This is a genomic window from Micromonospora sp. NPDC047521, from assembly GCF_055587305.1.
In genome coordinates this window covers 40,382-65,364 of sequence record NZ_JBVJGN010000012.1, presented here as the reverse complement: position 1 = coordinate 65,364, position 24,983 = coordinate 40,382, and the positions used below count along the sequence as shown (strand labels likewise).

Here is a 24,983-nt window from a genome sequence, read left to right as displayed (position 1 = left end):
GGGGCCGGGCGTGCGGGCACGCACCACGGCCGCGAAGGGGTGGCGTGCGGTGGAGCGGTGCCCGGTCAGTTGGTGACGAGGTCGAACTTCTCCCACTGCCCGATGGAGGTCCGGTTGGCGATCAGCGCGGACGCGCCCGCGTTCTCGGCTGCCACGTAGCGGCTGTTCACGGTGGCCCGCAGGCTGACCGTGCCGTCGGAGTTACGGACCAGCTGGAAGGTCTCCCACGCGCCGGCGGTGGCCCGGTTGGCGATCAGCGCGGCGGCACCGGCGTTCTCGGCGGCGACGTACTGGCCGTTGCCCTTGGCGCGCAGCGCCACGTTGCCGTTGCCGAGGTCGACCAGGTCGAACCGCTCGGTGGTGCCGGCGGTGGCCCGGTTGGCGATCAGCGGGGTGGTGGAGTTGGGCGCGCTGACGAACTGGTTGTTGGCCCGGGCTCGCAGGGTGGAGCCACTGGTGGTGGGCGGCGGGGTGGTGGTGCGGGGCGAGCAGTCGGCAGTCACGGCGCCCGCCGCGACGCGCAGGCCGCCGAGCAGCATCTGGGTGAACTTCGGATCGGTGTACGACGCCTCGGTGTGCCCGAGGCCCGTGTACCACGCCCGCCCGCCGCCGTACGCCTTGCACCAGGTGATGGGGTGGTCGCCGTTCATGGTGCCGCCGCTGTACGACGACTCGTCGAGGCTGGCCAGGACCCGCGCGCTGGAGCGGGGGTTGGTGCGGTAGTTGTACCACTCGTCGGAGCGGACCCAGGTGGTGCCGAGGTGCGCGGTAGACGGGTTGGTCGTGTCCTCGATCTTCACAGTCGCGGTCTGGATCGCCGGGTGCGAGTCGAACCAGGCGCCGACAAGCGAGCCGTACCACGGCCAGCTGTACTCGGTGTCGGCGGCGGCGTGCACGCCCACGTACCCGCCACCTGCGGCGATGTACGACTCGAAGGCCGTCTGCTGGCTGGCGTTGAGCACGTCGCCAGTCGTCGACAGGAAGACCACCGCCTGGTACTGGGCCAGGTTGGAGGTGGTGAACTGGGCGGCGTCCTCGGTGGCGGTGACGGTGAAGCCGTTGGCCGAGCCGAGTTGCTGGATCGCGGCGATGCCGTTGGGGATGGACGAGTGCCGGAAACCGGCGGTCTTGCTGAAGACCAGAACCTTGGTCAGCGGCGCGGCCGAGGCCGGCGCGGGGAGGGCTACCAGGCTGGCCAGCATCACGGCGAGGCAGGTGACGAGTGCCAGCAGTCGGGGACGGGAACGCATGGGGGTGCTCCTTAGCTGAGCGTCGACCCCGGCGGTGCGACGGGCACGCCGGAGGTCACGGTGGCGGTGGTGCGGGAGCCGGGCCGCCGATGCTCGGCTGAGGTGCTGCGGGAAGGCGACGAGCCCGACCCGCCAGTGTGGACGGACCTGACGCATCGACTTGTATCGCTGACGCAGTAAACCTCCGATGTCTGCGGTGCGTCAAGACCGCGCCCGTTGGCTTACCACCCACTGGACGGCGTCCCGCGACTCCTCAGCCTGGGAGGCCGGCGCGCCGGGTGCCGCTGCCTGTCCGGTGGCCCTCGGCGGTCGCCGCGGGTACGGCCGCGAGGAGTGCGGTCCGGACCGTCTCCGCCATCGGGTCACCCGGGTGATCGATCCAGTACTGCAGGGCGACCCGCAGGATGGCCAGGAAGGTCGCGGCCAGGACCCGGGAGCGCAGTGCCACGTCGTCGCCGGTGAGCCGGTGGGCGAGTTCCGCGGCCAGCTCGCGCTCGATCGCGGCGTACGCCGCCACCTGGTGTGGGGCCAGGCCGGGGTGCCCGCGCAGCTTGCGGCGTTGGGTCAGCCAGGAAAGCTCAGAACCGCCGAAAACCTCCTCGGTGAGGCGCTCGGCCGCCCGGCTCAGGACGGTCCACGGCTCCTCGTCGACGGGCTGTTCGCGGATCAGCTGCAACAGCCGGTGCAGGCGCATGGTGTCGCCGTGGAAGAGGGCCTGCTCCTTGTTCGAGAAGTAGTTGGAGAAGGTCCGCCGGGAGACGTTCGCGGCGTCGGCGATCGCCTCGACCGTCACCGCGTCGATGCCCTCGTCGGCGGCGAGGCGCAGGGCCGCCTCGTGCAGGGCGAGACGGGTGGCCGCCTTCTTGCGCTCCCGCAGGCCGGTCGTCTCGTCCATCGCACCGAGGGTACGTGCGGGTGAGCGACTTCTCAATGAGCAAACTTGCCTAGTGGGCAAGATCGGTGAATGCTTGCTTGAGGCAACCAACTCTCGCGTGGGAGCAGACGTGGAAAGCGGCGCTCGTGAACTCGGCCTTCGCCTGTACGACCTGGTCAGAAGCGTTCGACTGCTGAAGCAACGCCGGGCTGACGAACGCCCGGTCATCCCTGCGGGCATGCTCGGCATGCTCGTGCAGATCGACCAGCTCTCCAGCGACTGCCACGCCCGCGACCTCGCCGAGCGGACCAGGCTGGACGCGTCGACAGTCAGCCGCTCGGTCGCGGCGCTCGTCGCGCACGGCCTGGTGGAGCGGCGGCCGGACCCGACCGACAAGCGGGCGACCTTCCTGGCGGTCACCCCGGCCGGCCGTGCAGCCCTGGCCGACAGCCACCGCTGGTACGGCGACGTGCTCGAACGCGCGCTCGCCGACTGGACTCCCGGCGAGGTGGCGGCGCTGAGCGCCGCACTCGGCCGGTTCACCGGCGACATCGAGGTCGCCCTCGGAAACAACGACAACGACAACCTGGAGGCCGCGCGATGAGCGCACCCACCATCACGGCCGGCGCTGAGCCGATGACCCATCGGCGGACACTGGAAGCGCTCAGTGGCCTGCTGCTGGTGCTGTTCGTCGCGATGCTGAGCAGCACTGTCGTCTCCACCGCGCTGCCGAAGATCATCGGTTCGCTGAACGGCTCGCAGACCCAGTACACCTGGGTGGTCACCGCGACCCTGCTCACCGCGACGGCGACCACCCCGATCTGGGGCAAGCTGGCCGACCTGTTCAACAAGAAGGCCCTCATCCAGATCGCCATCGTGGTCTTCCTGCTGGGCTCGGTCGTCGCCGGCTTCTCGCAGAGCGCGGGCCAGCTCATCGCCGCCCGCGCGTTCCAGGGCATCGGGGTCGGTGGCCTGCAGGCGCTCGTCCAGGTGGCGATCGCGGCCATGATCCCGCCGCGCGAGCGGGGCCGCTACAACGGCTACCTCGGCGGCGTCATGGCGGTCGCGACGGTCGGCGGCCCGCTGCTCGGCGGCCTCATCGTCGACACGTCCTGGCTCGGTTGGCGCTGGTGCTTCTTCGTCGGCGTGCCGGTGGCCGCCGTCGCCCTGCTCCTGCTCCAGGCCACCCTGCACCTGCCGACCGTACGCCGCGAGAACGTCAAGATCGACTACCTGGGCGCCGGCCTGATCGCCGCCGGTGTCAGCCTGCTGCTGATCTGGATCTCGTTCGTCGACAGCTCCTTCGCCTGGGTCTCCTGGCAGACCGCGGCGATGGTGGGCGGCACGCTCGTCCTGCTCGCGCTGGCGGTCTGGGTCGAGTCGCGCGCCGCCGAGCCGGTCGTCCCGCTCGGCATCGTGCGCCAGCACACCACCGCGCTTGCCATCCTCGGCAGCCTCGCGGTCGGCATGGCCATGTTCGGCGGCGCCGTCTTCCTCGGCCAGTACTTCCAGATCGGCCGCGGTTACAGCCCGACGGAGGCAGGCCTGCTCACCATCCCGATGATGGCGGGTGTCCTCGGCTCCTCGATCGTCGCCGGCCGGCTGATCACCAAGAGCGGCAAGATCAAGCCGTACATCGTGGTCGGCTCGATCCTGCTGGTCGCCGGGTTCGCACTGCTCGGCACCATCGACCACCAGACGTCGCTCGTCCTGGTCGGCGCCGCCATGTTCACAGTCGGCGTCGGCGTCGGCATGACCATGCAGAACCTCGTCCTCGCCGTGCAGAACACGGTCTCGCTCAAGGACATCGGCGCGGCCAGTTCCAGCGTGGCGTTCTTCCGGTCGCTCGGGGGCACCATCGGCGTCTCGGTGCTGGGCGCCGTCCTCGCCCGCCGGGTCAGCGACCAGATCACCCACGACCTCGCCGCCGCCGGGATCCCCATCTCCGGCAGCTCGCAGGGCAGCAGCAACCTCAACATCACCGCGCTGCCCGGTCCGATCCAGGAGATCGTCCGGGCCGCGTACGGCGACGCCACCGGGCACATCTTCCTCATCTCCGCCGCGATCGGGGTCGTCGGCGTCATCGCCGCGCTCCTGCTCAGGCCGATCACCCTGCGGACCAGCCTCGACCTGCCGGACGCCGCCACGTCGGCGGCAGTCGGCGCCGACGCGATCGACGGCGCCCCCGCCTTCGACCAGGTGCGCGCCGACAGCACGCCTGACGGGACCCCCCGACGCTGACGTCGGGCCGTCCGACCCGGGGCCGCCGCCGTCCGAGGACGGTGGCGGCCCCGGTCTGTCCAGCCAGCGCCGACACGAGCGAACGTCACCGAATCGAGGGGTCTGTGGATACCGCGGAGCTGCCAGCGGCGCGTCCGGCGGCACCGGCCCGGCGAGCCGCCGCACTGCACCGGGCCATGCGTGAGCTGGGGCTCGTCGCCGCACTGTTCCTCATCTACAAGGCGGCGCGGGTGGCGGGTGCCGACCGAGGGCCGACCGCTGTGGGAAACGGGGAGTGGACCTGGCGGACCGAGCGCCTGTTCCACCTGCCCGACGAGGCTGCCTTCCAGCGTCCCCTGCTCTCCCACGAGCTGCTGGTGCACCTGGCCAACGGCTACTACGCGTACGTGCACTTCCCCGCCACGGCCATCTGTCTGATCTGGCTGTACGTCCGACACCCCGTGCGTTATCTCTGGACGCGCCGCATGCTCGCCGGGCTTACCGCTGCCGCACTGGCGCTGCACTTCCTGGTCCCGCTGGCACCGCCGCGACTGACCGCCCTGACCGGCATGGTGGACACCGGCAGCCGTTACGGGCCCGCCGTCTACGGCCCGCCCGACACGGACGCGTTGAGCAACCAGTACGCCGCCATGCCCTCCCTGCACGTCGGCTGGGCTCTCGCCGTAGCCGTCGCGCTCATCGCGGTGACCGGCGGGCGTCTGCGGTGGCTGTGGCTGGCGCACCCGCTCGTCACGCTGCTTGTCGTCGTGACCACTGGCAACCACTACTGGCTCGACGGCATCGTCGCGGCCGTGTTGCTCGCCATCGTCTGCCTCGTCCTGCCCAGGCCCGCACCGCCGAGCGGCCCACCGCACCCGCCGACCCGGCGCCCGGCCGGATGGCCCCGCCAGCGCGTACGGGCTCCGCAGGCGCCGTCCGGCCACCCACCCGGGCGAGCCGACGCCTGTGACCTCGTGAGAACGCCGTCACCTGCCGTTCGGTCCCGACGTGTCAGGGGCCGTCAGCGACCGAGGACGAGATAGGCGAGACCGACGACCCCGCGGTATCCGCCGACGTACTGGCGCAGCCGGTCGTCGAGTTCCGCGCGGACCTGCGCCGCCCGGGGATCCTCCGGGTACGTCAGCAGCCACTCCTGCCGTCCCGCGAGCCAGGTGGACTCGAAGTCGTCCCACTCGCGCTGGTCGGCGGTGCTCAGGTGCAGCACCCGCCAGCCGCGTTCCCGGGCGGCCTCGACGAGGCCGGGCAGCTCCGTGATCCCGGTTCCGAAGATCTGCTCGACCTGCGGGGTCGGCGGGTGTTCCCAGTAGGCGTCGCCGAACAGCAGCCGGCCTCCCGGTCGGACCACCGTGGCGAGCGCGTCCAGTGCGGCGCCGGTGCCACCGAAGGCGTGCGCCGACCCGACGCACAGGACCCGGTCGGCGGGCTCCTGCCAGGCCGCCGCCTCACCCATCACGAAGGCGACGTGCCGGTTCAGGGACCGGCCGGTGGCCAGCCGCCGTCCCCTGGCGAGCGCGGCGTCGTCGGTGTCGACACCGACGCCCCGGGTGGCGAGCGGACCCGACACGCCACCGGCGGCGACCGCCCGCAGCAGCAGCTCACCCCAGCCGCAGCCCAGATCGAGCACCCGCGCGCCGGGTCGTACGTCGAGTCGGCGCAGCAGGAGCGCGGCGTGCTCTTCGGACAGGGGTGTGTTCCAGCGCATCCGCGCGTAGCGGCTGGCGGCGAGGTGGTCGGTTTCCTGCATCCGTTGAGGGTGTCAAGTCATGATCCGCGGCGCACGTCGGGTCCGGCGTCCCGCCGTACGGCAGGATCGGTCGGGTGGACGCGGAGCGTGCGGGGCCGGTTCTGGCCGGCGCTGCACGGAGGCGGCTTCACCGACCGTGAGCTGCGCTCGTGGGAGGGCGACGAGTTGCTGCGGCAGGGCCTGGGCGTCACCAGCCTCGTCAACCGGGCCACCGCCCGGGCCGCCGAGCTGACCTCGGCGGAGCTGGTGGCGGGGGTCACCGGGTTGGCGGTGAAGGCGCGGCGGTACCGGCCGGGCTGGGTGGCGATCCTCGGGGTGACCGCGTACCGGATCGCCTTCGTCCGGCCGAAGGCCGGTCTGGGTCCGCAGCCGGACCGGCTGGGCCCGGCCCGGGTGTGGGTGCTGCCCAACCCCAGTGGGCTGAACGCGCACTTCCCGCTGCCGGCGCTGACCGCCGAGTTCGCGAAGCTGCGGCGGGCGACCGGCCCCTAGCTGGCCGGCTCGGCGGCGAGCGCCCGGTAGTAGGGCCCCATCGCGGGGTGGTAGTCGTCGAACTCGGTGAGGCTGGCCCACACGTCGGCGGCCGGCGCGCGGAACGTACGGGTCAGGACTGCCTACCGACCAGCTCGTCGCGCACCAGGCCGCTCTCGCGCAGCACCCGCAGGTGCCCGCTGCAGGTTACGGGTTGGTCTGTCGTCGCTCTTCGTGCTGCGTCGTTGTGGGCACATGATCACGAGACCTGGCACTCTTGACGGCATGCCAGCCCTGCTTCGATCCCGCCTGACCGACTGGACCGTCGCCGTACCCGTGCTCGCGGTACTGATGCTGCTCGTCACCTGGGGACGAGAACTTCCCGGTCCTGTCGTCGTGGTGGTCGCCGCACTGCTGGGTGGGGCGGTGCTCGCCGCCGTGCACCACGCCGAGGTCGTCGCCCACCGGGTGGGGGAGCCCTACGGCTCCCTGGTGCTCGCCGTCGCGGTCACCGTGATCGAGGTCGCCCTCATCGTCACGCTGATGATCAGCGGACCGGAGAAGACCCAGTCACTCGCCCGGGACACCGTCTTCGCCGCCGTCATGATCACCTGTAACGGGATACTCGGTCTGTCCCTGCTGCTCGGGGCGTTGCGCCGGCGGGTCGCGGTGTTCAACCCCGAGGGCACCGGCGGCGCCCTCGCGACAGTGATCACCCTGGCCACGCTGAGTCTGGTCATCCCGACCTTCACCACCGCCCGGCCCGGCCCGGAGTTCAGCCCGGCCCAGCTCACCTTCGCCGCCGTCGCCTCGCTGGCCCTGTACGGACTGTTCGTGCTCGTGCAGACCGGGCGGCACCGTGACTACTTCCTGCCTGTCGACAGTCGGGGCGAGGTCATCGAGACCGAGGAGCACGCCAAGCCGCCCACCACCCGCGCCGCGCTGGCCAGCCTGGGCCTGCTGCTGGTGGCGCTGGTCGCGGTGGTGGGCGACGCCAAGACCATCTCGCCGACCATCGAGGCCGGCGTGGCGGCGGCGAACCTGCCGCATGCGTTCGTCGGTGTGATCATCGCCCTGCTCGTGCTGCTGCCCGAGACCCTCGCCGCCGCGCGCGCCGCCCGCCGCGACCGGGTGCAGATAAGCCTGAACCTCGCGCTCGGCTCCGCGATGGCAAGCATCGGCCTGACCATCCCGGTGATAGCGATCGCCTCGATCTGGCTGGACGGCCCGCTCCTGCTCGGCCTCGGCGGCACCCAGCTCGCGCTGCTCGCACTCACCGCGGTGACGGCCGTGCTGACCGTCGTGCCCGGCCGGGCCAACGTGTTGCAGGGCGGCGTGCACCTGGTGCTGCTGGCCGCGTTCGTCTTCCTGGCCGCCAGCCCCTGACCGCCGGCTGCCGACGGCGCCCAGCCCCCTGACCGCCGGCTCAGCCGACGACCGCCAGCCCGCTGACCGCCGGCTCAGCGGGCGGCCGGCGGGCCGTCGGCCAGCCGGTCCGCGCGGGCGTTCAGGTAGCGCTGCTGCGCCAGGTTCGTCGACCGCGACGCCGCCATCCGGTACGCCTCGCGCGCCGCGACCCGCTCACCCACCAGCTCCCACAGGTGGGCGCGGGCGGCCGGCAGTCGCGGGTCCTCGGCGAGTCGGGGATCGTCGGCCAGGTCGGCCAGCAACGCCAACCCGGCGGCCGCGCCCCGGCTCATCGCCACCGCCACCGCGTGGTTCAGCGCCACCACCGGGTTGTCGGACATGCCCAACAGCACCTCGTACAGGGCGGTGATCTGCGGCCAGTCGGTTGCCGCCGCGCTCGGCGCCTCGTCGTGCACGGCCGCGATGGCCGCCTGGAGCTGGTACGGTCCGACGACCCCACGCGGCAGCGCGCCGCTGATCAGCTCGACCCCCTCGGCGATCTGGTCGGCCCGCCACCGGCCACGGTCCTGCTCGGCCATCGGCACCAACTCGCCGTTGGGCCCGATCCGGGCCGGCGCGCGGGCGTCGGTGAGCAGCATCAACGCGAGCAGCCCGGTGACCTCCGGATCGTCGGGCAGCAGCCGGTGCACCAGGCGGGTCAACCGGATCGCCTCCGCGGTCAGGTCGGCACGCAGCAGGCCGGGACCGGCCGTGCGCGCGTACCCCTCGGTGAAGACCAGGTACAACACGTGCAGCACGGCGGCCAGCCGGTCGGCGCGCTCCGCGTCGGTGGGCGGCGCGAACCGTAGCCCGGTGTCGCGGATCCGCTGCTTGCCCCGACTGATCCGCCGGGTCATCGTCGCCTCCGGCACCAGGAACGCCCGCGCCACCTCGGCGGTGCTCAGCCCGCCCACCGCGCGCAGGGTGAGCGCGATCTGCGAGGCCGGCGACAGCGCCGGATGGCAGCACAGGAACAGCAGGATGAGCGTGTCGTCGGCGTCCGGAGGTGGCCCGTCGGCGGCCGGAGCGCGCCACTGCTCGGGCAGCACCCACCGCGCCACGGCGTCCTCCCGACGCCGGCGGGCCTGCTCACGTCGCAGCAGGTCGGTCAACCGGCGGGACGCCACGGTGATCAGCCAGCCGCGGGGACTGTCCGGTACGCCGTCGCGCGGCCAGCCGTCGGCGGCGGCGATCAGCGCCTCCTGCACCGCGTCCTCGGCGGTGTCGAAGTGCCCGTAACGACGGACCAGAGCGCCGAGGACCTGCGGCGCCAGCGTGCGCAGCAGGTCCTCGACGGGCGTCGGCGGCACCCGTCAGCCGCCCAGGTCCTCGATGCTGTCCAGCACCGGCCGCACGTCCACGTACGCGCCGGGGGAGTCCGGGTCGACCAGTCCGGCGGCGATCTCGGTGGCCCGGTCGAAGCTGGCGCACTCCACGATCGTGTAGCCGGCGAGGACCTCCTGCGTCTCCGGGTACGGGCCGTCGGTGACCACCGGCGCGCCCTCGCGCACCCGTACCCGACGGGCGTGCACCGGCTCGCTGAGCCCCTGGGCGTCGACAAGCTCTCCTGACTCGGCGAGGGCCTGGTGGAACGTCTCCATGTGCTGGTGCATGGCAGCGATCTGCTCGGCCGACATCGCCGGCCGGTCGGTCGCCCGGCCCGAGAGCACGTCGTAGTCCCGCTGCGATCCGTAAAGCAGAATCATGTACTTCATCCGGCCATCCTCCTGTCCGCGAGGCGCCGTCCGCGCCCGCCACCTGAGACGTCGAAGCCGCACCCCCGCCCCGGACACACCTCGCCCACCTGATCGTCAGGGGTCGGGGTGGCGGGCGGGGAGTAGGTTGCCGGCATGGTGACCGTCTGGGTGGTGCTCGGGGTCTTCGTCGCGGTGGCCGTTCTGGCGCTCGGCATCGTCCTGCGGCGCGGACGCCCACACCTCGGCGACGACCGCGCGGCGGGGCGGGACGCCCGCGCGCGGCAGCAGCGGTACGAGGCGGAGCGACACGGAGACCAGGGGAACACGTGGCAGCGCGGCCGGGAGTCCAGCGGCTGAACCGATGTCACTGGCCGTAGGAGCGGCGCAGACGGTGGTTGATCAGGTAGTTGAGGCGGTGGCGTAGGTAGCCGAGCGTGCTCTCGATCGGTACGTCGCCGTCGGTGGTGAGCGTCCAGCGCAGGGCGCAGTCCTGCCCGGGTGGTCCGGCGGTCAGATCGAAGCGGACCCGGTCCAGCGGTCGGTGCGGCCACAGCGACGACCACACCAGCAGCACGGGCGCGTAGCCCGCCACCACGCGCGGCGGCACCTCGTCGTCGCGCAACTCCAGCCAGGGCCGGCTGCCTGCCTCGTACGGGTCGCGCAGCGACCGCCACACGACGTGCGCCGGCGCTGGCTGACGTCGCAGCCGGCTGCCCAACTCGTGCATCGAACCTCCCCGGCGCACGCCCCACCCGACCCGGCCATTGTGCCGCCCCGGCGCCAGTCAGCCTGCCGCTGGTGAACCGGGCGGCAGCGCCGTACGTAACTCCGGTGACGGGCGTGACGGTCGTACCGTCGGGGTACTGCGCAGCACGAGGACAGATGTCTGGGGAGGCACAGTGACCGCACGGTCAGGACGCGACGCCCGGGGTCCGCTGGCGGGCCTGCTGATCGCCGCGCTGGTCTCGCTCGCCTGCGCGGGCGGAGGGCTGGCCGAGCCGGAGGCTGAACGCCCGGGGGCGAACCCGCCTGCCGCCTCACCCGGCGCCACACGGGCCGACAGCACCACGAGCGTCGCCGAGTTCAAGCAGGACGTCGCCGACGCGCAGGCCATCGCCGAGCGGTACTGGGCGGCCCAGTTCAAGCAGTCCGGGCAGCGCTTCGAACCCATCCGCCGGATCATCCCGTACCAGCGCTCCGGCGAGGTGTCCTGCGGCGGGCAGGCGCTGCCGCGCAACAACGCCGTCTACTGCTCGCGGGGCGACTTCATCGCGTACGACGTGGCCTGGTCGGTGGCGGCGTTCCGGCAGGTGGGTGACGCCTTCGTGTTCTACCTGCTCGGGCACGAGTACGCCCACGGCATCCAGGTGCGCCTCGGCATCAACTACAGCTTCACCATCCAGCAGGAGTTGCAGGCCGACTGCATGGCCGGCGCGTACCTTGGCGACTCGGTACGCTCCGGCGCCCTGACCCTCGCCGAGGGCGACCTGGACGAGTTCCGGGAGGGGTTGGCGGCCGTCGGCGACGACCCGGACCAGCCGTGGTTCGCCGAAGGCGCGCACGGCACCGCCGAGCAGCGCACCGACATGTTCTTCCGCGGCTACGAGCGCTCGCTCACGGAGTGCGACCTGGGCTGAGCGGGCGTTGCCCGGATCACCCCGGCCGCCGTTGCCGATGCCTACCGCCGGTGCTGCTGGAAGGATCGCCGGTGTCGGCCACGACCCTGGAGGATCCGCTGAGCAGCCATCACCCCGCCGCCGTGCTCTTCGACATGGACGGCACGCTCGTCGACAGCGAGAAGCTGTGGGACGTCGCGTTGCAGGAACTCGCCGAGGAGTACGGCGGCGAGCTCTCCGAGGACGCCCGCCGGTCGATCGTCGGCACCGCCATGGCCGAGTCGATGCGCATCCTGCACGACGACCTGGGGCAGCCCGAACGGGACCCGGAGACCAGCGCCGCGTGGATCAACAAGCGGATCCTGGAGCTGTTCCGCACCGGGCTGCCCTGGCGTCCCGGCGCGCTCGCGCTGCTGGAGGCGGTCCGCGCGGCGGGGATCCCCACCGCGCTGGTGACCTCCAGCCCCCGGGCGCTTGTCGAGATCGCCCTGGACACCCTCGGCCGGGGCAACTTCGACGCGGTGGTCGCCGGCGACGAGGTGGTCGCGGCCAAACCGCACCCGGAGCCGTACCTGACCGCCGCCCGCCTGCTGGGTGTGCCGATCGGGCGGTGCGTGGCGATCGAGGACTCGGCGACAGGCGTGGCCAGCGCGCTCGCCTCCGGCGCGGCGGTGCTGGCCGTACCGGCGGAGGTGGCACTCGCGAGCACTGTCGACGTACCCCAGGTGGAGGGCCTGACCGGCGTGGACGTGGCGTTTCTCGCGGCTCTGCTGACCGACCGGGCCGTGGCCTGACGCGACAGGGGCCCCCGCGACGCGGGGGCCCCTGTCGACTGCGGCGTCAGTCGTGGGCGATGGCGCCCAGGACGTTGATCCGGGCCGCCCGCACGGCGGGGAGCACCGCGGCCACCACGCCGATGATCGCGGCGAGGCCGAGGAAGACACCCATCTGCCCCCAGGGCAGGACCAGGTCGGTGATGCCCTCGTCCTTGAGCGCCTCGACCACTGCGGCACCGAGGCCGGTGCCGACCGCCACGCCGAGCAGCGCACCGAACACCGAGATCACCACCGCCTCCACGGTGATCATGCCCATGGTCTGGCCACGGCGCAGGCCGATCGCCCGCAGCAGACCCAGCTCGCGGGTCCGTTCCAGCACCGACAGCGCCAGGGTGTTGATGATGCCGAGCACGGCGATCACGATGGCAAGCGCGAGCAGGATCTGGATCATCGTGAGCAACCCGTCGAGGGCGCTCGTCTGCTGCTTGATGAACGCGTCCCGGTCGGCCACCGACACCTCGGGGCTGTCCGCGAGCAGCGTCTCCACCTGCGGCTGCACGTCCGCCACCCGGGCTCCGGGGGCCAGCTGGATGAAGCCCTGGATGGGCTGCGGGATGGCGAAGTCCTTAGCCGCCGTCACCGGCAACGTGACCGGGTTGGTCAGCTGCGACGACTCGTAGATCCCGCTGATCGTGTACGTGCGCTCCTCGCCCCGGGTCAGCTGCACCTTCACCGTCGAGCCCACCGACCAGCCACGGGACTCGGCGGTGTCCGAACTGGCCAGCATCTGCGTCGGGGAGAGCCGGTCGATGTCACCGGCGGTGGCCTTCGCGCCGAAGATCTGCCGCAACGACGCCACGTCGCTGCTCGCCGCCACCCAGGTGCTCTCGCCGTCGATCCTCGCCATGTCGCCGTACTCGCCGTCGACCATCCGCACGCCGGGCAGTGCCTTGGCCCGGTCCAGCACACCGGGGTCGAAGCTCGGCGGACGCGGCCCGCCCTGCTGCCCGGCGATCACCAGTTCGGCCTTGATGGTGTCCTGGGCGAGCGCGCTGATGCTGCCCTTGGCGGAGTCCAGGATCACCGTGACGCCGGTGACCAGCGCGATGCCGACCATCAGCGCGGCGGCGGTGATCGCCGTACGGCGCGGGTTGCGTCCGGAGTTGAGCCGGCCCAGCTTGCCCGGCACCGACCAGGAGAAGATCGCGCCGAGCAGGCTCACCACGGGCCGGCTGATCAGCGGGGTCAGCAGCGCCACCCCGATGAAGGCGAACAGCACCCCGCCCAGGATGGTGGACAGCGTCTGACCGCCCGCGTTGCCGCTGAGCCCGAGGAACAGCAGCACCGCGCCGACGCCTGTGACAAGCGAACCGGCGACCGTGACCTTCGTCAACGGGCGGTCCGGGGTGGCCACGTCCTGCATCGCCGCGATCGGCGGGATCCGGGACGCGCGCAGCGCCGGCAGCAGCGCCGCCACCACCGTGATCACCAGACCGACGGCGAACGAGCCGATGACGGCCGCCGCCGGCACCCCGATCCCGGCGAGGGTGAGCCCACCGGCCAGCTTGCCGAACAGGAACGCCAGCAGCGCGCCCACCCCGATGCCGGCGGCCAGGCCGAGCACCGACGCGATCAGGCCGACCGCGATGGCCTCCAGCACCACCGACCCGATGATCTGCCGGCCGCTGGCCCCGATGGCGCGCATCAGCGCCAGCTCCCGGGTGCGCTGCGCCACGATGATCGAGAAGGTGTTGAGGATCAGGAACGTGCCCACCAGCAGCGCCACCGCGGCGAAGCCGAGCAGGATCTTGTTGAAGAAGGACAGGCCCTCCTTCAGGCTGGCCGCGGCGTCCGCGGCCACCTGCTCGCCCGTCTTCACCTCGAAGTCCGCGCCCAGGGTGCGGGCCACGTCGTCGCGCAACGCCTCGTCGGAGACACCGCCGGCCGCGCGCACCGTGATGCTGCTGAACGTGTCCGGCTCGCCAAGCATCAGCCGCTGCGCCACGGGCGTGGTGAAGAAGACCTCGTTGACGCCCCCGATCGAGTCCCGGTCACCGCTGTAGCCGGCGATGCCGACAAGTGTGAAGTCCCGCTTCTTCGACTCGAACGCGGTGAGCACGCCGACCTTCTGGCCCACCTGCACCTTCGCCGTGGTGGCCAACGCCTTGTTGATGACGATCTCGTCCTCGGCCTGCGGCGCGCGCCCCTCGCGCAGTTGCAGCAGGTCACTCTCGCCTGTCCAGTTCTCGCCCAACTGCGGCGGGCCGAACGACGTGACGACCTTGCCGTTGCTGCCGATGACCCGCGCGCCGTCCGCGTTCACGACGCCCGTCGCCGACGCCACGCCCGGAACCTGCTTGACCCGGTCCACCACGGCGGCCGGCAACGGGGCGGCGGTCTGCTCGCCCTCCATCTCGTTGACCTGGACCTTCGGCTTCGCCGCGACGTTCACGTCGATCTCGGAGAACCCGTCGGCGAAGACCGAGTCGAAGGAACGGCCAAGCGTGTCGGTGAGCACGAACGCGCCGGAGACGAACATGACCCCGAGCACCACCGCCAGCCCGGACAGGATCAGCCGGACCTTGCGCGCCAGCAGACTCTTCAGTGTCGCGCGGAACATCAGTTGCCCACCTCGGCGGGAGCGTCCAGCTTCTTCATGGTGTCCAGCACCGTCTCGGCGGTCGGCTCGATCAGCTCCGAGACGATCTCCCCGTCGGCGAGGAAGACCACCCGGTCGGCGTACGCGGCGGCGGTCGGGTCGTGGGTGACCATGACGATGGTCTGGCCGTGCTCGCGGACCGAGTCGCGCAGGAAGTTGAGCACCTCGGCGCCCGAGCGCGAGTCCAGGTTGCCGGTCGGCTCGTCCGCGAAGATCACTTCGGGGCGGGAGACCAGCGCCCGCGCACACGCCACCCGCTGCTGCTGCCCACCCGAGAGCTGGGCCGGCCGGTGGCCAAGCCGGTCCCGCAGACCCACCGTGGTGATCACCGTGTCGTACCAGGCCGGATCCGGCTTACGCCCGGCGATCGACAGCGGCAGGAGGATGTTCTCCTTGGCGGTGAGCGTCGGCAGCAGGTTGAACTGCTGGAAGATGAACCCGACCTTGTCGCGGCGCAGCTTGGTCAACCCGGAGTCGCCAAGCCCGGTGACAGTCGTCTCGCCGATCTGCACAGTGCCCCTGGTGACCGAATCCAGGCCGGCCAGGCAGTGCATCAGCGTCGACTTGCCGGAACCCGACGGGCCCATGATCGCGGTGAAACGGCCACGTTCGAACTCGGCGCTGACCCCCCGCAGCGCGACGACCTGAGCCTCGCCGCTGCCGTACACCTTCCACACGTCGTTCGCCCGGGCCGCGGCCTGCGCCTGCTGGCCTACCGTCGCGGTCACGTCATCTACCTCTTCCGTCTGTCCGAAAATGCACGCCGCCCCCCGATGGTCCGGCGTGACTGTTCAATCATCGGTGCCTCCCACGCCCGTCCCGTCCGTCCCTGGGGGGACGCGGCGCGGATTTCCCGCTGCGGGTGCACCCCCATGCCGGATCAGGGTTGCCCCTGACCCGACTGCCGAACGGGCTCGCCGCCGACCCTTCCGCCTCACGTCACAGGAGGGTCAACCGCGCCGGACCGTCTCCGGTCACGGTAGGTGACGGCGGCAACGGTGGCCGTCACCCCAGGGAGGGATCTTCGGGTACGCCGGGTGGGGTATTCCGTCCCGTCACGGCTACGTCCGAGGGCGGACCAGCCCCGACTCGTACGCCAGCACCACGGCCTGCACCCGGTCGCGCAGCCGCAGCTTGGTCAACAGATGCCCCACGTGGGTCTTGATGGTGGTCTCACTCACCGACAACACCCCGGCGATCTCGGCGTTGGACAGCCCCCGCGCCACCTGCACCAGCACCTCGCGTTCCCGGTCGGTGAGCGCGTCGAGCGCCGCCGACGGCGTCCGCGCCGGATCGGGCAGCAGCTCGGCGAAGCGGTCCAGCAGACGCCGCAGGATCCGCGGCGTCACCACCGCGTCCCCGCCCGCGACCGTGCGGATCGCCGCGATCAGCTCCTCGGCCGGCACGTCCTTGGCCAGGAACCCGCTGGCCCCGGCCCGCAACGCGCCCACCACGTACTCGTCCAGGTCGAACGTGGTCAGCACCAGCACCCGCACCGGCAGCCGGGCGTCGACGATCGCCCTGGTCGCGGCCACCCCGTCCATCCGGGGCATTCGGATGTCCATCAGCACGACGTCGGGCAGCAGCCGGCGGGACAGCTCCACCGCCTCCACGCCGTCGCCTGCCTCCGCCACCACGTCCAGGTCACCAGCGGTGCCGAGCACCATCCGAAAGCCGGTACGCAGCAGGGGTTGGTCGTCGGCGAGCAGGATCCGCACCGGCCGCGCCGAGGCCGCCCGTTCGGTCATCTCGTCTCCCGTCCCCGCCGACGTCCCCGCCGCACCGGTCATCTTCGCGTACATCTGCCGGTGCGTCGTGGACCACCGTAGAGACGCGGAGCGAGCCGTGTCCCGATCGGCGCGGCGCCGATTCGGTCGGGTGTGCCGGCGGGGCGACCGGGACGGTTCAGCGGGCGTCCGACGGCGGGCGGCTCACTCGTCGGCGCCGGGCGTCACCGGGGCGGACCGGGAGTCGCGCAGCGGATCGGCGCCCGCCACCGCGACCGGGAACGGCGGCGGGGTGCCACCGAAGCTCGGACACAGCGCCTGGTGGCTGCACCAGTCACAGAGCCGACTCGGCCGGGGCCGGAAATCCTGACGAACGGTGGCCTGCTCGATCGCCCGCCACAGGGCCACGACGGTGCGCTCGAAGCGGACCAGCTCGTCGGCGTCCGGCGTGTAGTCAAGCACCTCGGCGTCGCGCAGGTAGAGCAGCCGCAGGACCCGGGGCACCACGCCCCGGGTGCGCCACAGCACCAGCGCGTAGAACTTCAACTGGAACAGTGCCCGCGCCTCGAACGCCTCCCGCGGTGCGCCACCGGTCTTGTAGTCGACAACCCGCAGCGCGCCGTCCGGCGCCACGTCGAGCCGGTCGAGGTAACCCCGGATCAGCAACTCCTCGTCGACCACCGCCGAGATCAGGCTCTCCCGTTCGGCCGGCTCCAGACGGGTCGGGTCCTCCACCGCGAAGTAACCCTCCAGCAGCCCGGCCGCCGAGCGTAGGAACTCCACCGGGCCGGCCGGCTCCGCGCCGTCGAAGATCGCCGCCAGCTCCGGCTGCTCGGTGACCAGCCGGTCCCACTGGGGAGCCACCAGATCACCGGCCGCCGCCGGCGTACGACCGGCGGCCGGCAGGTCGAACAGGCGCTCCAGGACGGCGTGCACAAGCGTGCCCCGGGCCTGCTCCATGGTGGTGCGCTCGGGCAGCCGGTCGATGCTGCGGAACCGGTAGAGCAGGGGACAGGTCTTGAAATCCGCCGCCCGCGACGGGGACAGCGACGCCCGCACCGTCGGCGGCGTCTGCGCCGGCAGGGGGGACTGGGTGGTGGTGACCGGTTCCGCCGTCATGTGGGCAAAGGTTAGGGCACCGGTGTGACACCCACCGCCGCCCGCCCCTGGCGCGGCCGGTCCGTAGCATCGTGGCGATGGAGCAGACATCCCGGCCGCCGCGCCGACCCGACCGGCGCCCCGGCCTGAACGTGGGCCGGGTGTTCGGAGTGCCACTGCACCTCAACGGCTCGATGGTCCTGCTCGCGGCGCTGATCGCCGTGCTGTACGCCGAGTTCGCCCGCCGCCAGCTCGACCTGTCCCAGCTCGCCGGCTATCTGATCGGCTTCGGTTTCGTGGTGTCGCTGCTCGGCTCGGTGCTGCTGCACGAGCTGGGTCACGCGCTCACCGCCCGGCGCTACGGCATCGGTGTGCGCGGTATCACGCTGGAACTGCTCGGCGGCTACACCGAGATGGACCGCGACGCCCCGTCTCCCCGGGTCGACCTGCTGGTCTCGTTGGCCGGGCCGGCGGTCTCCGCGGTGCTCGGCGTCATCGCGGTCGCCGCCACCATCGCGCTGCCCGAGCGGACCGTGGCCCATCAGCTCGCCCTCCAGCTCGCCGTGAGCAACGTCATCGTGGCGGTGTTCAACATCCTGCCCGGGCTGCCACTGGACGGCGGCCGGGCACTGCGCGCCCTGGTCTGGGGGCTGACCCGCGACCGGCACCGGGGCACCGAGGTGGCGGGCTGGGCGGGCCGGGCGGTCGCCGTCGGCACCGCCGCCCTGGTCCTGCTGCTCACCCTCGCCGACTACCTCGCCCCGCTCGCGCTGCCGCTGATGCTGCTTGTCGCCCTCACCCTGTGGCGGGGCGCCGGGCAGGCCATCCGCGCCGCCCGGGTCAGCCGCCGATTCCCGCTGATCGACCTGTCCCGGCTGGCCCGACCGGTCTGGCCGGTGCCCACCGGCACCCCGCTGGCCGAGGCGCAACGGCGCCGCGCCGAGGCCGGGCAGCCCGCTGCCGCGCTGCTGGTCACCGACTCCACCGGCCGGCCGGTGGCGCTCGTCGACCCGGCCGCGGCCGAGGCGGTGCCCGTCGAGCGTCGCCCCTGGCTGGCGGTCGACGCCGTGGCCCGCTCGCTTGGCGTCCTGCCCACGTTGCCGGCCGGGCTCGACGGGGAGCGCGTGATGGACGCCGTACAGACCCACCCGGGCGCGCAGTACGTGGTGACGTCAGGCGAAGATGTCGTCGGCATTCTGCACATCGGGGACCTGGCACAGCTCCTCGAACCCAACCGGAAGATGACATCGTGACCGCAACGTCCCCCACCGTCCCGGCCGACGCCGCCAGCCCGGCGCTGACACCTGTGCACCGTGGGCCCTTCCGGCCCGGCGACCGGGTGCAGCTGACCGACCCGAAGGGGCGGATGCACACGGTGACGCTGGAGCCCGGCAAGGAGTTCCACACCCACCGGGGCATCCTGGCGCACGACGCCCTGATCGGGCTGCCCGACGGCAGCGTGGTGACCACCTCCGGCGGCGGCACGGCGTTCCTGGCGTTGCGGCCGCTGCTGTCGGACTACGTGCTCTCCATGCCGCGCGGCGCGCAGGTGATCTACCCGAAGGACTCGGCGCAGATCGTCGCGATGGGCGACATCTTCCCCGGCGCGAAGGTCCTCGAGGCCGGCGCCGGCTCCGGCGCGCTCAGCTGCTCGCTGCTGCGGGCCGTCGGCACCGAGGGGGAGCTGCACTCGTTCGAGCTGCGCGACGACTTCGCGCAGATCGCCAAGCGCAACGTGGAGGCGTTCTTCAACGGGCCGCACCCGTCCTGGCACCTGCACGTCGGTGACGTCGCGCAGTGCCAGGAGACCGGCTTCGACCGGATCATCCTGGACATGCTGACCCCCTGGGAGACCCTCGACATGGTCGAGCGGGCGCTGGTGCCCGGCGGGGTGTTCATCGGCTACGTGGCCACCACGCCGCAGCTCTCCGAACTGGTCGAGGCGCTGCGGGAGCGCGGCGGCTGGACCGAGCCGCGCGCGTGGGAGTCGCTGGTGCGCGACTGGCACGCCGAGGGCCTCGCCGTCCGCCCGGACCACCGGATGATCGCGCACACCGCGTTCCTGGTCTCCGCCCGCAAGCTCGCCCCCGGCGTCACCGCGCCGCCCCGGCGGCGCAAGCCCAGCAAGGGCACCGAGGCGTACGCGCAGCGCCGGCAGGACCTGCGCGAGGCGGAGGCGGCCCGGCAGGCGGCGGCCGCGCAGGCCGCAGGCGCGCAGCCCGACGCGACGGGGGAGATGGACAGGCCGTGACCATCGAGCTGGGCGCCGGCGTCGCCGGGCGGATCGAGCTGGGCGCCGGCCTCGCCGGGCGGGGGGAGGCGGCGGCATGAGCCGACCGGGCTACGGCGGCGGTGAGCTGCCGGCGGTCTTTCCCGACTGGTCGCCCTACCAGGACCTGGAGTCGGCGGCGCGGGCCTACCTGCGCGACCCGGACGTCGCCCTGGAGGCGCTCGGTGGGGTGCTGCGGGGCGCGTCCGTGCTGGGCTTCACCCTGGAGCGCTTCGTCAACGAGGTCAACGGCGTGTGGCAGGAGGTCGTGGTCTGCGACGGCAGCCGGCTGATCCTCTGGCACGGCGAGGACGTGCCGCCGGGGGAGGGGCCGCCGGGGTCGATGACCTCGTCGCTGCGGGTGGTGCCGGTCTCCACAGTCACCGAGGTCGGCTGCCGGCGTCGGCTCAACCGCTCCGACAGCGGCGAGATCCGGGTCGACAGCATCGACGTGTACCTGCTGCTCACCTCGCTCGACGAGGCGCCCCCGAGTGAGGAGATGGCAGGCACGCCGCGGCACGACGCGCTGCGTTTCGGCAAGACCCTCGACGACGGTGGCGCCGGGCAGATCGCCCGGCTGGAGGAGTTCGCCAGGCTTGTCGCCTCGGTGGTCGGCCGCCCGATGCTCTGAGGCGTACCCCCTGGAACCCGGCCGGGCCGTGCGGCCCGGCCGGTGGGGCTCAGTCCTCCTCGGCGTCCGGGCCGGCGACCTCGACGCCGTCGCCGCGCACCACGTGGATGCAGTCGCCCGGGCACTCCTTCGCGGAGTCGATCACTTCGAGTCGCAGGTGCTCGGGCACGTCGACGCGGCTGCCCGGCGCCATCCGCAGCTCACCGTCGACACCCTTGACGTACGCCAGACCGTCGATGTCGAACTCGAACACCTCCGGCGCGTACTGCACACAGAGCCCATCTCCCGTGCAGAGATCCTGGTCCACCCAGACCTGCAACTGGTCGGTCGCGACCTCGGCCACCGGTGCACCCCCCATGTTCTCCCGTACCAGCCTCCGACGGTACCCGAACGCCAGTACCCGCCCGTCGGGCCACCCTTGGCGATCAAGGTTCGGTGACGAGGGTGTTGCGTGGGACCGAATCGGCCTCATAGCGGCTAGTGTTAGGGCAGAACGTTCAAGCCCCCCGGGGAGGTGGGACGTGGCAGCACGCAGCGACGACGCGGACTCGCGCGCCGCACGGTGGGAGAAGGAAGCCCACGATCTCTCCACGCAGGTCGCGTTTCTTCAAGAGGAACTCGCCCTGGTGCGGCGTAAGTTGACCGAAAGCCCCCGACACGTCCGGCAGCTCGAAGAGCGGCTGGCGGCCACCCAGGCACAGTTGGCGCGGCTGACCGAAAACAACGACCGGCTGGTGAGCACCCTCAAGGAGGCTCGCACGCAGATCGTGACGCTCAAGGAGGAGATCGACCGCCTCGCGCAACCGCCGAGTGGCTACGGCGTCTTCCTGGCAAAGCACGACGACGGCAGCGTGGACGTCTTCACCGGCGGCCGCAAGCTGCGGGTCGCCGTCTCGCCCTCGCTGGACGTGGCCGAACTGCGCCGCGGCCAGGAGGTCCTGCTCAACGACGCGCTCAACATCGTCGACGCGTTCGGTTACGAGCGGGTCGGCGAGGTGGTGATGCTCAAGGAGATCCTGGAGGGGCCGGGTGGCGGTCCGGGTGACCGGGCGCTCGTGGTCTCCCACTCGGACGAGGAGCGCATCGTGCACCTCGCCGAGACGCTCATCGGCTCGACGATCCGCGCCGGCGACTCGCTCATGATCGAGCCCCGTTCGGCGTACGCGTACGAGCGGATCCCGAAGAGCGAGGTCGAGGAGCTGGTCCTGGAGGAGGTGCCCGACGTCGACTACGGCGACATCGGTGGCCTCCAGTCGCAGATCGAGCAGATCCGCGACGCGGTGGAGCTACCGTTCCTGCACGCGGACCTGTTCCGTGAGCACCAGCTCCGTCCGCCCAAGGGCATTCTGCTCTACGGCCCGCCCGGCTGCGGTAAGACGCTGATCGCCAAGGCGGTGGCCAACTCGCTGGCCAAGAAGATCGCCGAGCGACAGGGCAAGGAGAAGCACACCAGCTTCTTCCTCAACATCAAGGGCCCCGAGCTGCTCAACAAGTACGTCGGTGAGACCGAGCGGCACATCCGGTTGATCTTCCAGCGGGCTCGGGAGAAGGCCGGCGAGGGCACCCCGGTGATCGTGTTCTTCGACGAGATGGACTCGATCTTCCGGACCCGTGGCTCCGGTGTCTCCTCCGACGTGGAGAACACGATCGTCCCGCAGCTGCTCAGTGAGATCGACGGCGTGGAGGGGCTGGAGAACGTCATCGTCATCGGCGCCTCCAACCGGGAAGACATGATCGACCCGGCGATCCTGCGACCCGGCCGACTCGATGTGAAGATCAAGATCGAGCGACCGGACGCCGAGGCGGCCAAGGACATCTTCTCCAAGTACATCCTCTCCGGGCTGCCGCTGCACCCGGACGACCTGGCCGAACACGGAGCCGACCCCCAGGCCACCGTCGCCGCCATGATCGACGCCGTGGTGCTGCGGATGTACTCGGAGACCGAGGAGAACCGGTTCCTCGAGGTCACCTACGCCAACGGGGACAAGGAAGTCCTCTACTTCAAGGACTTCAACTCCGGCGCGATGATCCAGAACATCGTCGACCGGAGCAAGAAGATGGCCATCAAGGAGTTCCTCACCTCCGGCCGCAAGGGACTGCGCCTGCAGCACCTGCTCGACGCCTGCGTCGACGAGTTCCGCGAGAACGAGGATCTGCCCAACACCACGAACCCCGACGACTGGGCCCGGATCTCCGGCAAGAAGGGCGAACGGATCGTCTACATCCGTACGCTCGTCTCCGGCGGCAAGGGCACCGAGGCCGGCCGGTCCATCGAGACCGCCAGCAACACCGGCCAGTACCTCTGACACCAGCTGCGGGGGTGTCCACCATCAGGTGGACACCCCCGCAGCCGGTTCTGAGGTGGTCGTCAGGCGAAGATCCAGCGCTTGGACACCACGTAGTTCACCGCCGACAACGACGCCGTCACGAGAAGTTTGGCCAGCAGGTACGGGGTGCCCGCCCAGGTCAGCCCGGAGACCAGCACGACGTTGGCGGTCAGGTTCGCCAGGACCAGGGCGAAGTAGCGCCCGACCTGAGGCACCATCTGGGCGGACGAGCCGAACGACCACGCCCGGTTCAGCCCGAAGTTGACCCAGAACGAGGTCAGGAACGACAGGCCGGCCGCGACTGGCAGGACGATCCGCATGACTCCGTGGTAGATGAACAGTGAGCCGGTGTCCACGGCGACGCTCAGACCCCCGACGACCAGGAACCGCACGGCACTGTGTCGGGACAGGTGGCGGACGGAATCGGCAACAGGTGACAGCAAAGAGTTCTCCAAGGGGGGACCCGGAGCGGTGAGGACGACGAGGGAGTCTATCGTCTGTCCATCCACCCAGCGGGGCCTGCCCGCGCGAGCCGCGAGGTTGACGTGCCTGATCCCGGAAGAGTGACGCCAACGGCCACCGGCGAGAGCCCGGCAGCGACCACGAGCGGCGCCCGACGACACTGGGCCCTGGCCTTTGTCGCCTTCTTCCTGCTCATCTTCGCCTGGTCGATGGCCGCCCCGTACGACGGCACACCGGACGAGCGCGAACACATCGTCCGGGCGGCAGGCGTCGCCGCGGGACAGATCGCACCCCCGCCGGCCGCCGCGAAGAAGGGCACCGGCGCCTTCCAGACCGTTCCCGGTGGTCTCGTCCGGGAACAGTGCTGGCAGTTCAAGAAGGATGTGTCGGCCGCGTGCGCCCAGCCGCCGGGCAGTGACCGGACACCGACCCGGGCCGGCACCGGCGCGGGCCGCTACTTCCCCGCCTACTACGCCCTGGTCGGCGCGCCGACGGTGCTGTGGCCGGGCTGGTCCGGCGTCCTGCTCGCCCGCATGATCAGCGCGCTGTGCTGCGCCGCGCTGCTCGCCAGCGCGTTCGTGGTGATCCGCAACCGCTCCCGGCGGGGCCTGATGATGGGCGCCCTGGTCGTGGTCACCACCCCGATGGCCGTGCACATGGCCAGCGCGGTCAACCCCAACGGTCTGGAGATCGCGGCCGGCATCGCCTTCTTCAGCGCGGTGATCCCCCTGATGATCGGCCCACCCGGCCCCCGGCGGCACCTGATCCTGCTGGTCGGGATCAGCGGGTTGCTGCTGGCGGTACTGCGCCAGACCGGCCCGCTGTGGCTCGCGACCGCCTTCGTGGCGCTCGCCTTCCCGCTGCGCCGCAGCAACCTCGTGGGCCTGCTGCGTGACCGGGCCGCACAGCTCTGGGCGGGCGGCATCGTCGTGTCCACCCTGGCGGTGCTCGCCTGGACGGTCCGCCAGCAGACCTCGGACCTGGGCAACTATTCCGCCAAGTCGCTCACCTACGGGCAGGCGGCGCTGATCGAGGCCGACCGGTGGCGGGGGTACCTCGACCAGATCGTCGGGGTCACCTCCTGGCTGGACACCCGCATGCCGGCGCCGCCGTACGTCATCTGGCAGCTCGTCGCGGGGGCGCTGCTGCTGATCGGCGTCGTCTGGGGCAGCACCCTCGACCGGTGGCGCCTGCTCGTGCTGCTCGGCGGTGGCGTGGCCGTTCCCTCCCTCATGCAGATCGCCCTGGTCAACGAGAGCGGCTTCGTCACGCAGGGCCGCTACATGCTGCCCATGCTGGTAGGCGTCCTGCTCTACGCCGCGTGGGCCGCCGAGCGGCGCGGCTTCGAGGTGGCCCGGGCCCGCTCGTTCACCCGCCTCGCCGTGCTGGTCCTGCTGCCGATCCACCTGTTCTGCCTGGCCTACACGATGGTCCGCTGGCAGAACGGCCTACCCGCCAACGTCGGCTTGAGCAGCCTCAACCCGCTCGCCGGCGACTGGCACCCGGTGGTCGGCTCGGTGCTTCCGCTGCTGAGCGCCACTGTCGGTCTGGTGCTGTTCGGATGGCTCGTCTGGAGCACCCGCACCTCCGACACCGACGAACCGACCTCGCCCGACGGGCGTCCCGCCACCGAATCCATCGAACTGTTCCGGCCCGCCGGCTCTCACCTGCAGAGTGCAGGCGCCCAGGGCGGACTACGCTCGACCTGACGGGGGACCGGGTCGGGCGAGCGAA

Annotated in this window: 25 protein-coding genes; 13 read left to right on the top strand and 12 right to left on the bottom strand. The window is 71.7% G+C overall.

All coding sequences use genetic code 11. The features are described from left to right. Window positions 1–65: 65 nt before the first annotated feature. A complete protein-coding gene (locus ACZ6N8_RS24075; RefSeq protein WP_466012897.1) occupies window positions 66–1,202 on the bottom strand; it encodes a ThuA domain-containing protein in 1,137 nt (378 codons plus the stop codon). A gap of 301 nt (window positions 1,203–1,503) precedes the next feature. Beyond that, the gene (locus tag ACZ6N8_RS24070) at window positions 1,504–2,145 is read right to left on the bottom strand and encodes a TetR/AcrR family transcriptional regulator (protein ID WP_466012797.1); all 642 of its coding nucleotides are present in this window, start codon (window positions 2,143–2,145) and stop codon (window positions 1,504–1,506) included. Window positions 2,146–2,254: 109 nt separating this feature from the next. Here ACZ6N8_RS24070 and ACZ6N8_RS24065 point away from each other — a divergent pair, with 109 nt between their 5' ends. The 3 genes from ACZ6N8_RS24065 (at window position 2,255) to ACZ6N8_RS24055 (ending at window position 5,387) form a co-directional block, all read left to right on the top strand. After that, window positions 2,255–2,728: a MarR family winged helix-turn-helix transcriptional regulator gene (locus tag ACZ6N8_RS24065; protein ID WP_466012796.1), complete on the top strand. Its 474-nt coding sequence runs from the start codon at window positions 2,255–2,257 to the stop codon at window positions 2,726–2,728. Continuing rightward, window positions 2,725–4,365 (top strand): MDR family MFS transporter, encoded by a 1,641-nt coding sequence (locus ACZ6N8_RS24060; RefSeq protein WP_466012795.1) that lies wholly within the window; start codon window positions 2,725–2,727, stop codon window positions 4,363–4,365. Before ACZ6N8_RS24065 ends, ACZ6N8_RS24060 begins: the two co-directional genes overlap by 4 nt. Window positions 4,366–4,469: 104 nt before the next feature. Next, on the top strand, window positions 4,470–5,387 hold the full coding sequence (locus tag ACZ6N8_RS24055) for a phosphatase PAP2 family protein (RefSeq protein WP_466012794.1): 918 nt from the start codon (window positions 4,470–4,472) through the stop codon (window positions 5,385–5,387). Here ACZ6N8_RS24055 and ACZ6N8_RS24050 read toward each other — a convergent pair. Beyond that, window positions 5,366–6,109, bottom strand: a complete 744-nt coding sequence (locus ACZ6N8_RS24050) for an SAM-dependent methyltransferase (protein WP_466012793.1) — start codon at window positions 6,107–6,109, stop codon at window positions 5,366–5,368. The two genes, ACZ6N8_RS24055 and ACZ6N8_RS24050, sit on opposite strands and share 22 nt — an antisense overlap. 87 nt (window positions 6,110–6,196) lie before the next feature. Between ACZ6N8_RS24050 and ACZ6N8_RS24045 the strand changes: the two genes are divergently transcribed. Both ACZ6N8_RS24045 and ACZ6N8_RS24040 read left to right on the top strand, forming a co-directional pair. Further along, window positions 6,197–6,601: a mismatch-specific DNA-glycosylase gene (locus ACZ6N8_RS24045; protein WP_466012792.1), complete on the top strand. Its 405-nt coding sequence runs from the start codon at window positions 6,197–6,199 to the stop codon at window positions 6,599–6,601. A gap of 264 nt (window positions 6,602–6,865) precedes the next feature. Continuing rightward, window positions 6,866–7,966 (top strand): calcium:cation antiporter, encoded by a 1,101-nt coding sequence (locus ACZ6N8_RS24040; RefSeq protein ID WP_466012791.1) that lies wholly within the window; start codon window positions 6,866–6,868, stop codon window positions 7,964–7,966. Between the two features lie 74 nt (window positions 7,967–8,040). Here ACZ6N8_RS24040 and ACZ6N8_RS24035 read toward each other — a convergent pair whose 3' ends face one another. Then, window positions 8,041–9,297 carry an RNA polymerase sigma factor gene (locus ACZ6N8_RS24035; RefSeq protein WP_466012790.1) on the bottom strand — a complete coding sequence of 419 codons (1,257 nt, stop codon included), beginning with the start codon at window positions 9,295–9,297 and terminating at the stop codon, window positions 8,041–8,043. A gap of 3 nt (window positions 9,298–9,300) precedes the next feature. Continuing rightward, the gene (locus ACZ6N8_RS24030; RefSeq protein WP_466012789.1) at window positions 9,301–9,702 is read right to left on the bottom strand and encodes a YciI family protein; all 402 of its coding nucleotides are present in this window, start codon (window positions 9,700–9,702) and stop codon (window positions 9,301–9,303) included. A 135-nt stretch (window positions 9,703–9,837) separates the two neighbouring features. Here ACZ6N8_RS24030 and ACZ6N8_RS24025 point away from each other — a divergent pair, with 135 nt between their 5' ends. Further along, window positions 9,838–10,041 (top strand): hypothetical protein, encoded by a 204-nt coding sequence (locus ACZ6N8_RS24025; protein ID WP_466012788.1) that lies wholly within the window; start codon window positions 9,838–9,840, stop codon window positions 10,039–10,041. A gap of 7 nt (window positions 10,042–10,048) precedes the next feature. Here the strand turns inward: ACZ6N8_RS24025 and ACZ6N8_RS24020 are convergent, their stop codons facing one another. Then, window positions 10,049–10,411, bottom strand: a complete 363-nt coding sequence (locus tag ACZ6N8_RS24020) for a hypothetical protein (RefSeq protein WP_466012787.1) — start codon at window positions 10,409–10,411, stop codon at window positions 10,049–10,051. A 172-nt stretch (window positions 10,412–10,583) separates the two neighbouring features. On the opposite strand from ACZ6N8_RS24020, the gene ACZ6N8_RS24015 reads away from it, so the two are divergent. Both ACZ6N8_RS24015 and ACZ6N8_RS24010 read left to right on the top strand, forming a co-directional pair. After that, window positions 10,584–11,321 (top strand): neutral zinc metallopeptidase, encoded by a 738-nt coding sequence (locus ACZ6N8_RS24015; protein WP_466012786.1) that lies wholly within the window; start codon window positions 10,584–10,586, stop codon window positions 11,319–11,321. Window positions 11,322–11,443: 122 nt separating this feature from the next. After that, the gene (locus ACZ6N8_RS24010) at window positions 11,444–12,094 is read left to right on the top strand and encodes an HAD family hydrolase (protein ID WP_466012896.1); all 651 of its coding nucleotides are present in this window, start codon (window positions 11,444–11,446) and stop codon (window positions 12,092–12,094) included. 46 nt (window positions 12,095–12,140) lie between these two features. Here the strand turns inward: ACZ6N8_RS24010 and ACZ6N8_RS24005 are convergent, their stop codons facing one another. The 4 genes from ACZ6N8_RS24005 to ACZ6N8_RS23990 form a co-directional block, all read right to left on the bottom strand. Then, the gene (locus ACZ6N8_RS24005; RefSeq protein ID WP_466012785.1) at window positions 12,141–14,696 is read right to left on the bottom strand and encodes an ABC transporter permease; all 2,556 of its coding nucleotides are present in this window, start codon (window positions 14,694–14,696) and stop codon (window positions 12,141–12,143) included. After that, a complete protein-coding gene (locus tag ACZ6N8_RS24000) occupies window positions 14,696–15,463 on the bottom strand; it encodes an ABC transporter ATP-binding protein (RefSeq protein WP_466012784.1) in 768 nt (255 codons plus the stop codon). Before ACZ6N8_RS24000 ends, ACZ6N8_RS24005 begins: the two co-directional genes overlap by 1 nt. A 333-nt stretch (window positions 15,464–15,796) precedes the next feature. Then, window positions 15,797–16,483, bottom strand: a complete 687-nt coding sequence (locus tag ACZ6N8_RS23995) for a response regulator (RefSeq protein WP_466012783.1) — start codon at window positions 16,481–16,483, stop codon at window positions 15,797–15,799. 183 nt (window positions 16,484–16,666) lie between these two features. Continuing rightward, complete coding sequence (locus ACZ6N8_RS23990; RefSeq protein ID WP_466012782.1) at window positions 16,667–17,581, bottom strand: RecB family exonuclease; 915 nt, start codon at window positions 17,579–17,581, stop codon at window positions 16,667–16,669. Between the two features lie 140 nt (window positions 17,582–17,721). Here ACZ6N8_RS23990 and ACZ6N8_RS23985 point away from each other — a divergent pair, with 140 nt between their 5' ends. From ACZ6N8_RS23985 to ACZ6N8_RS23975, 3 genes are all read left to right on the top strand, one after another. Next, window positions 17,722–18,813, top strand: coding sequence for a site-2 protease family protein (locus ACZ6N8_RS23985; RefSeq protein WP_466012895.1), 1,092 nt, complete (start codon window positions 17,722–17,724; stop codon window positions 18,811–18,813). Next, complete coding sequence (locus ACZ6N8_RS23980) at window positions 18,810–19,811, top strand: tRNA (adenine-N1)-methyltransferase (RefSeq protein WP_466012781.1); 1,002 nt, start codon at window positions 18,810–18,812, stop codon at window positions 19,809–19,811. The genes ACZ6N8_RS23985 and ACZ6N8_RS23980 overlap by 4 nt, the downstream gene beginning before the upstream one ends. A gap of 76 nt (window positions 19,812–19,887) precedes the next feature. Beyond that, window positions 19,888–20,460 carry a hypothetical protein gene (locus tag ACZ6N8_RS23975; protein ID WP_364365369.1) on the top strand — a complete coding sequence of 191 codons (573 nt, stop codon included), beginning with the start codon at window positions 19,888–19,890 and terminating at the stop codon, window positions 20,458–20,460. A gap of 49 nt (window positions 20,461–20,509) precedes the next feature. On the opposite strand, the gene ACZ6N8_RS23970 is transcribed toward ACZ6N8_RS23975, so the two are convergent. Beyond that, complete coding sequence (locus tag ACZ6N8_RS23970) at window positions 20,510–20,803, bottom strand: ferredoxin (protein WP_139584278.1); 294 nt, start codon at window positions 20,801–20,803, stop codon at window positions 20,510–20,512. A 178-nt stretch (window positions 20,804–20,981) separates the two neighbouring features. On the opposite strand from ACZ6N8_RS23970, the gene arc reads away from it, so the two are divergent. Then, window positions 20,982–22,766, top strand: a complete 1,785-nt coding sequence (gene arc, locus ACZ6N8_RS23965) for a proteasome ATPase (protein WP_139584279.1) — start codon at window positions 20,982–20,984, stop codon at window positions 22,764–22,766. Window positions 22,767–22,828: 62 nt separating this feature from the next. Here the strand turns inward: arc and ACZ6N8_RS23960 are convergent, their stop codons facing one another. Then, window positions 22,829–23,179 carry a GtrA family protein gene (locus ACZ6N8_RS23960; RefSeq protein WP_466012780.1) on the bottom strand — a complete coding sequence of 117 codons (351 nt, stop codon included), beginning with the start codon at window positions 23,177–23,179 and terminating at the stop codon, window positions 22,829–22,831. 153 nt (window positions 23,180–23,332) lie between these two features. On the opposite strand from ACZ6N8_RS23960, the gene ACZ6N8_RS23955 reads away from it, so the two are divergent. Continuing rightward, a complete protein-coding gene (locus ACZ6N8_RS23955; protein WP_466012779.1) occupies window positions 23,333–24,958 on the top strand; it encodes a DUF2142 domain-containing protein in 1,626 nt (541 codons plus the stop codon). The last annotated feature ends 25 nt before the right edge of the window (window positions 24,959–24,983 follow it).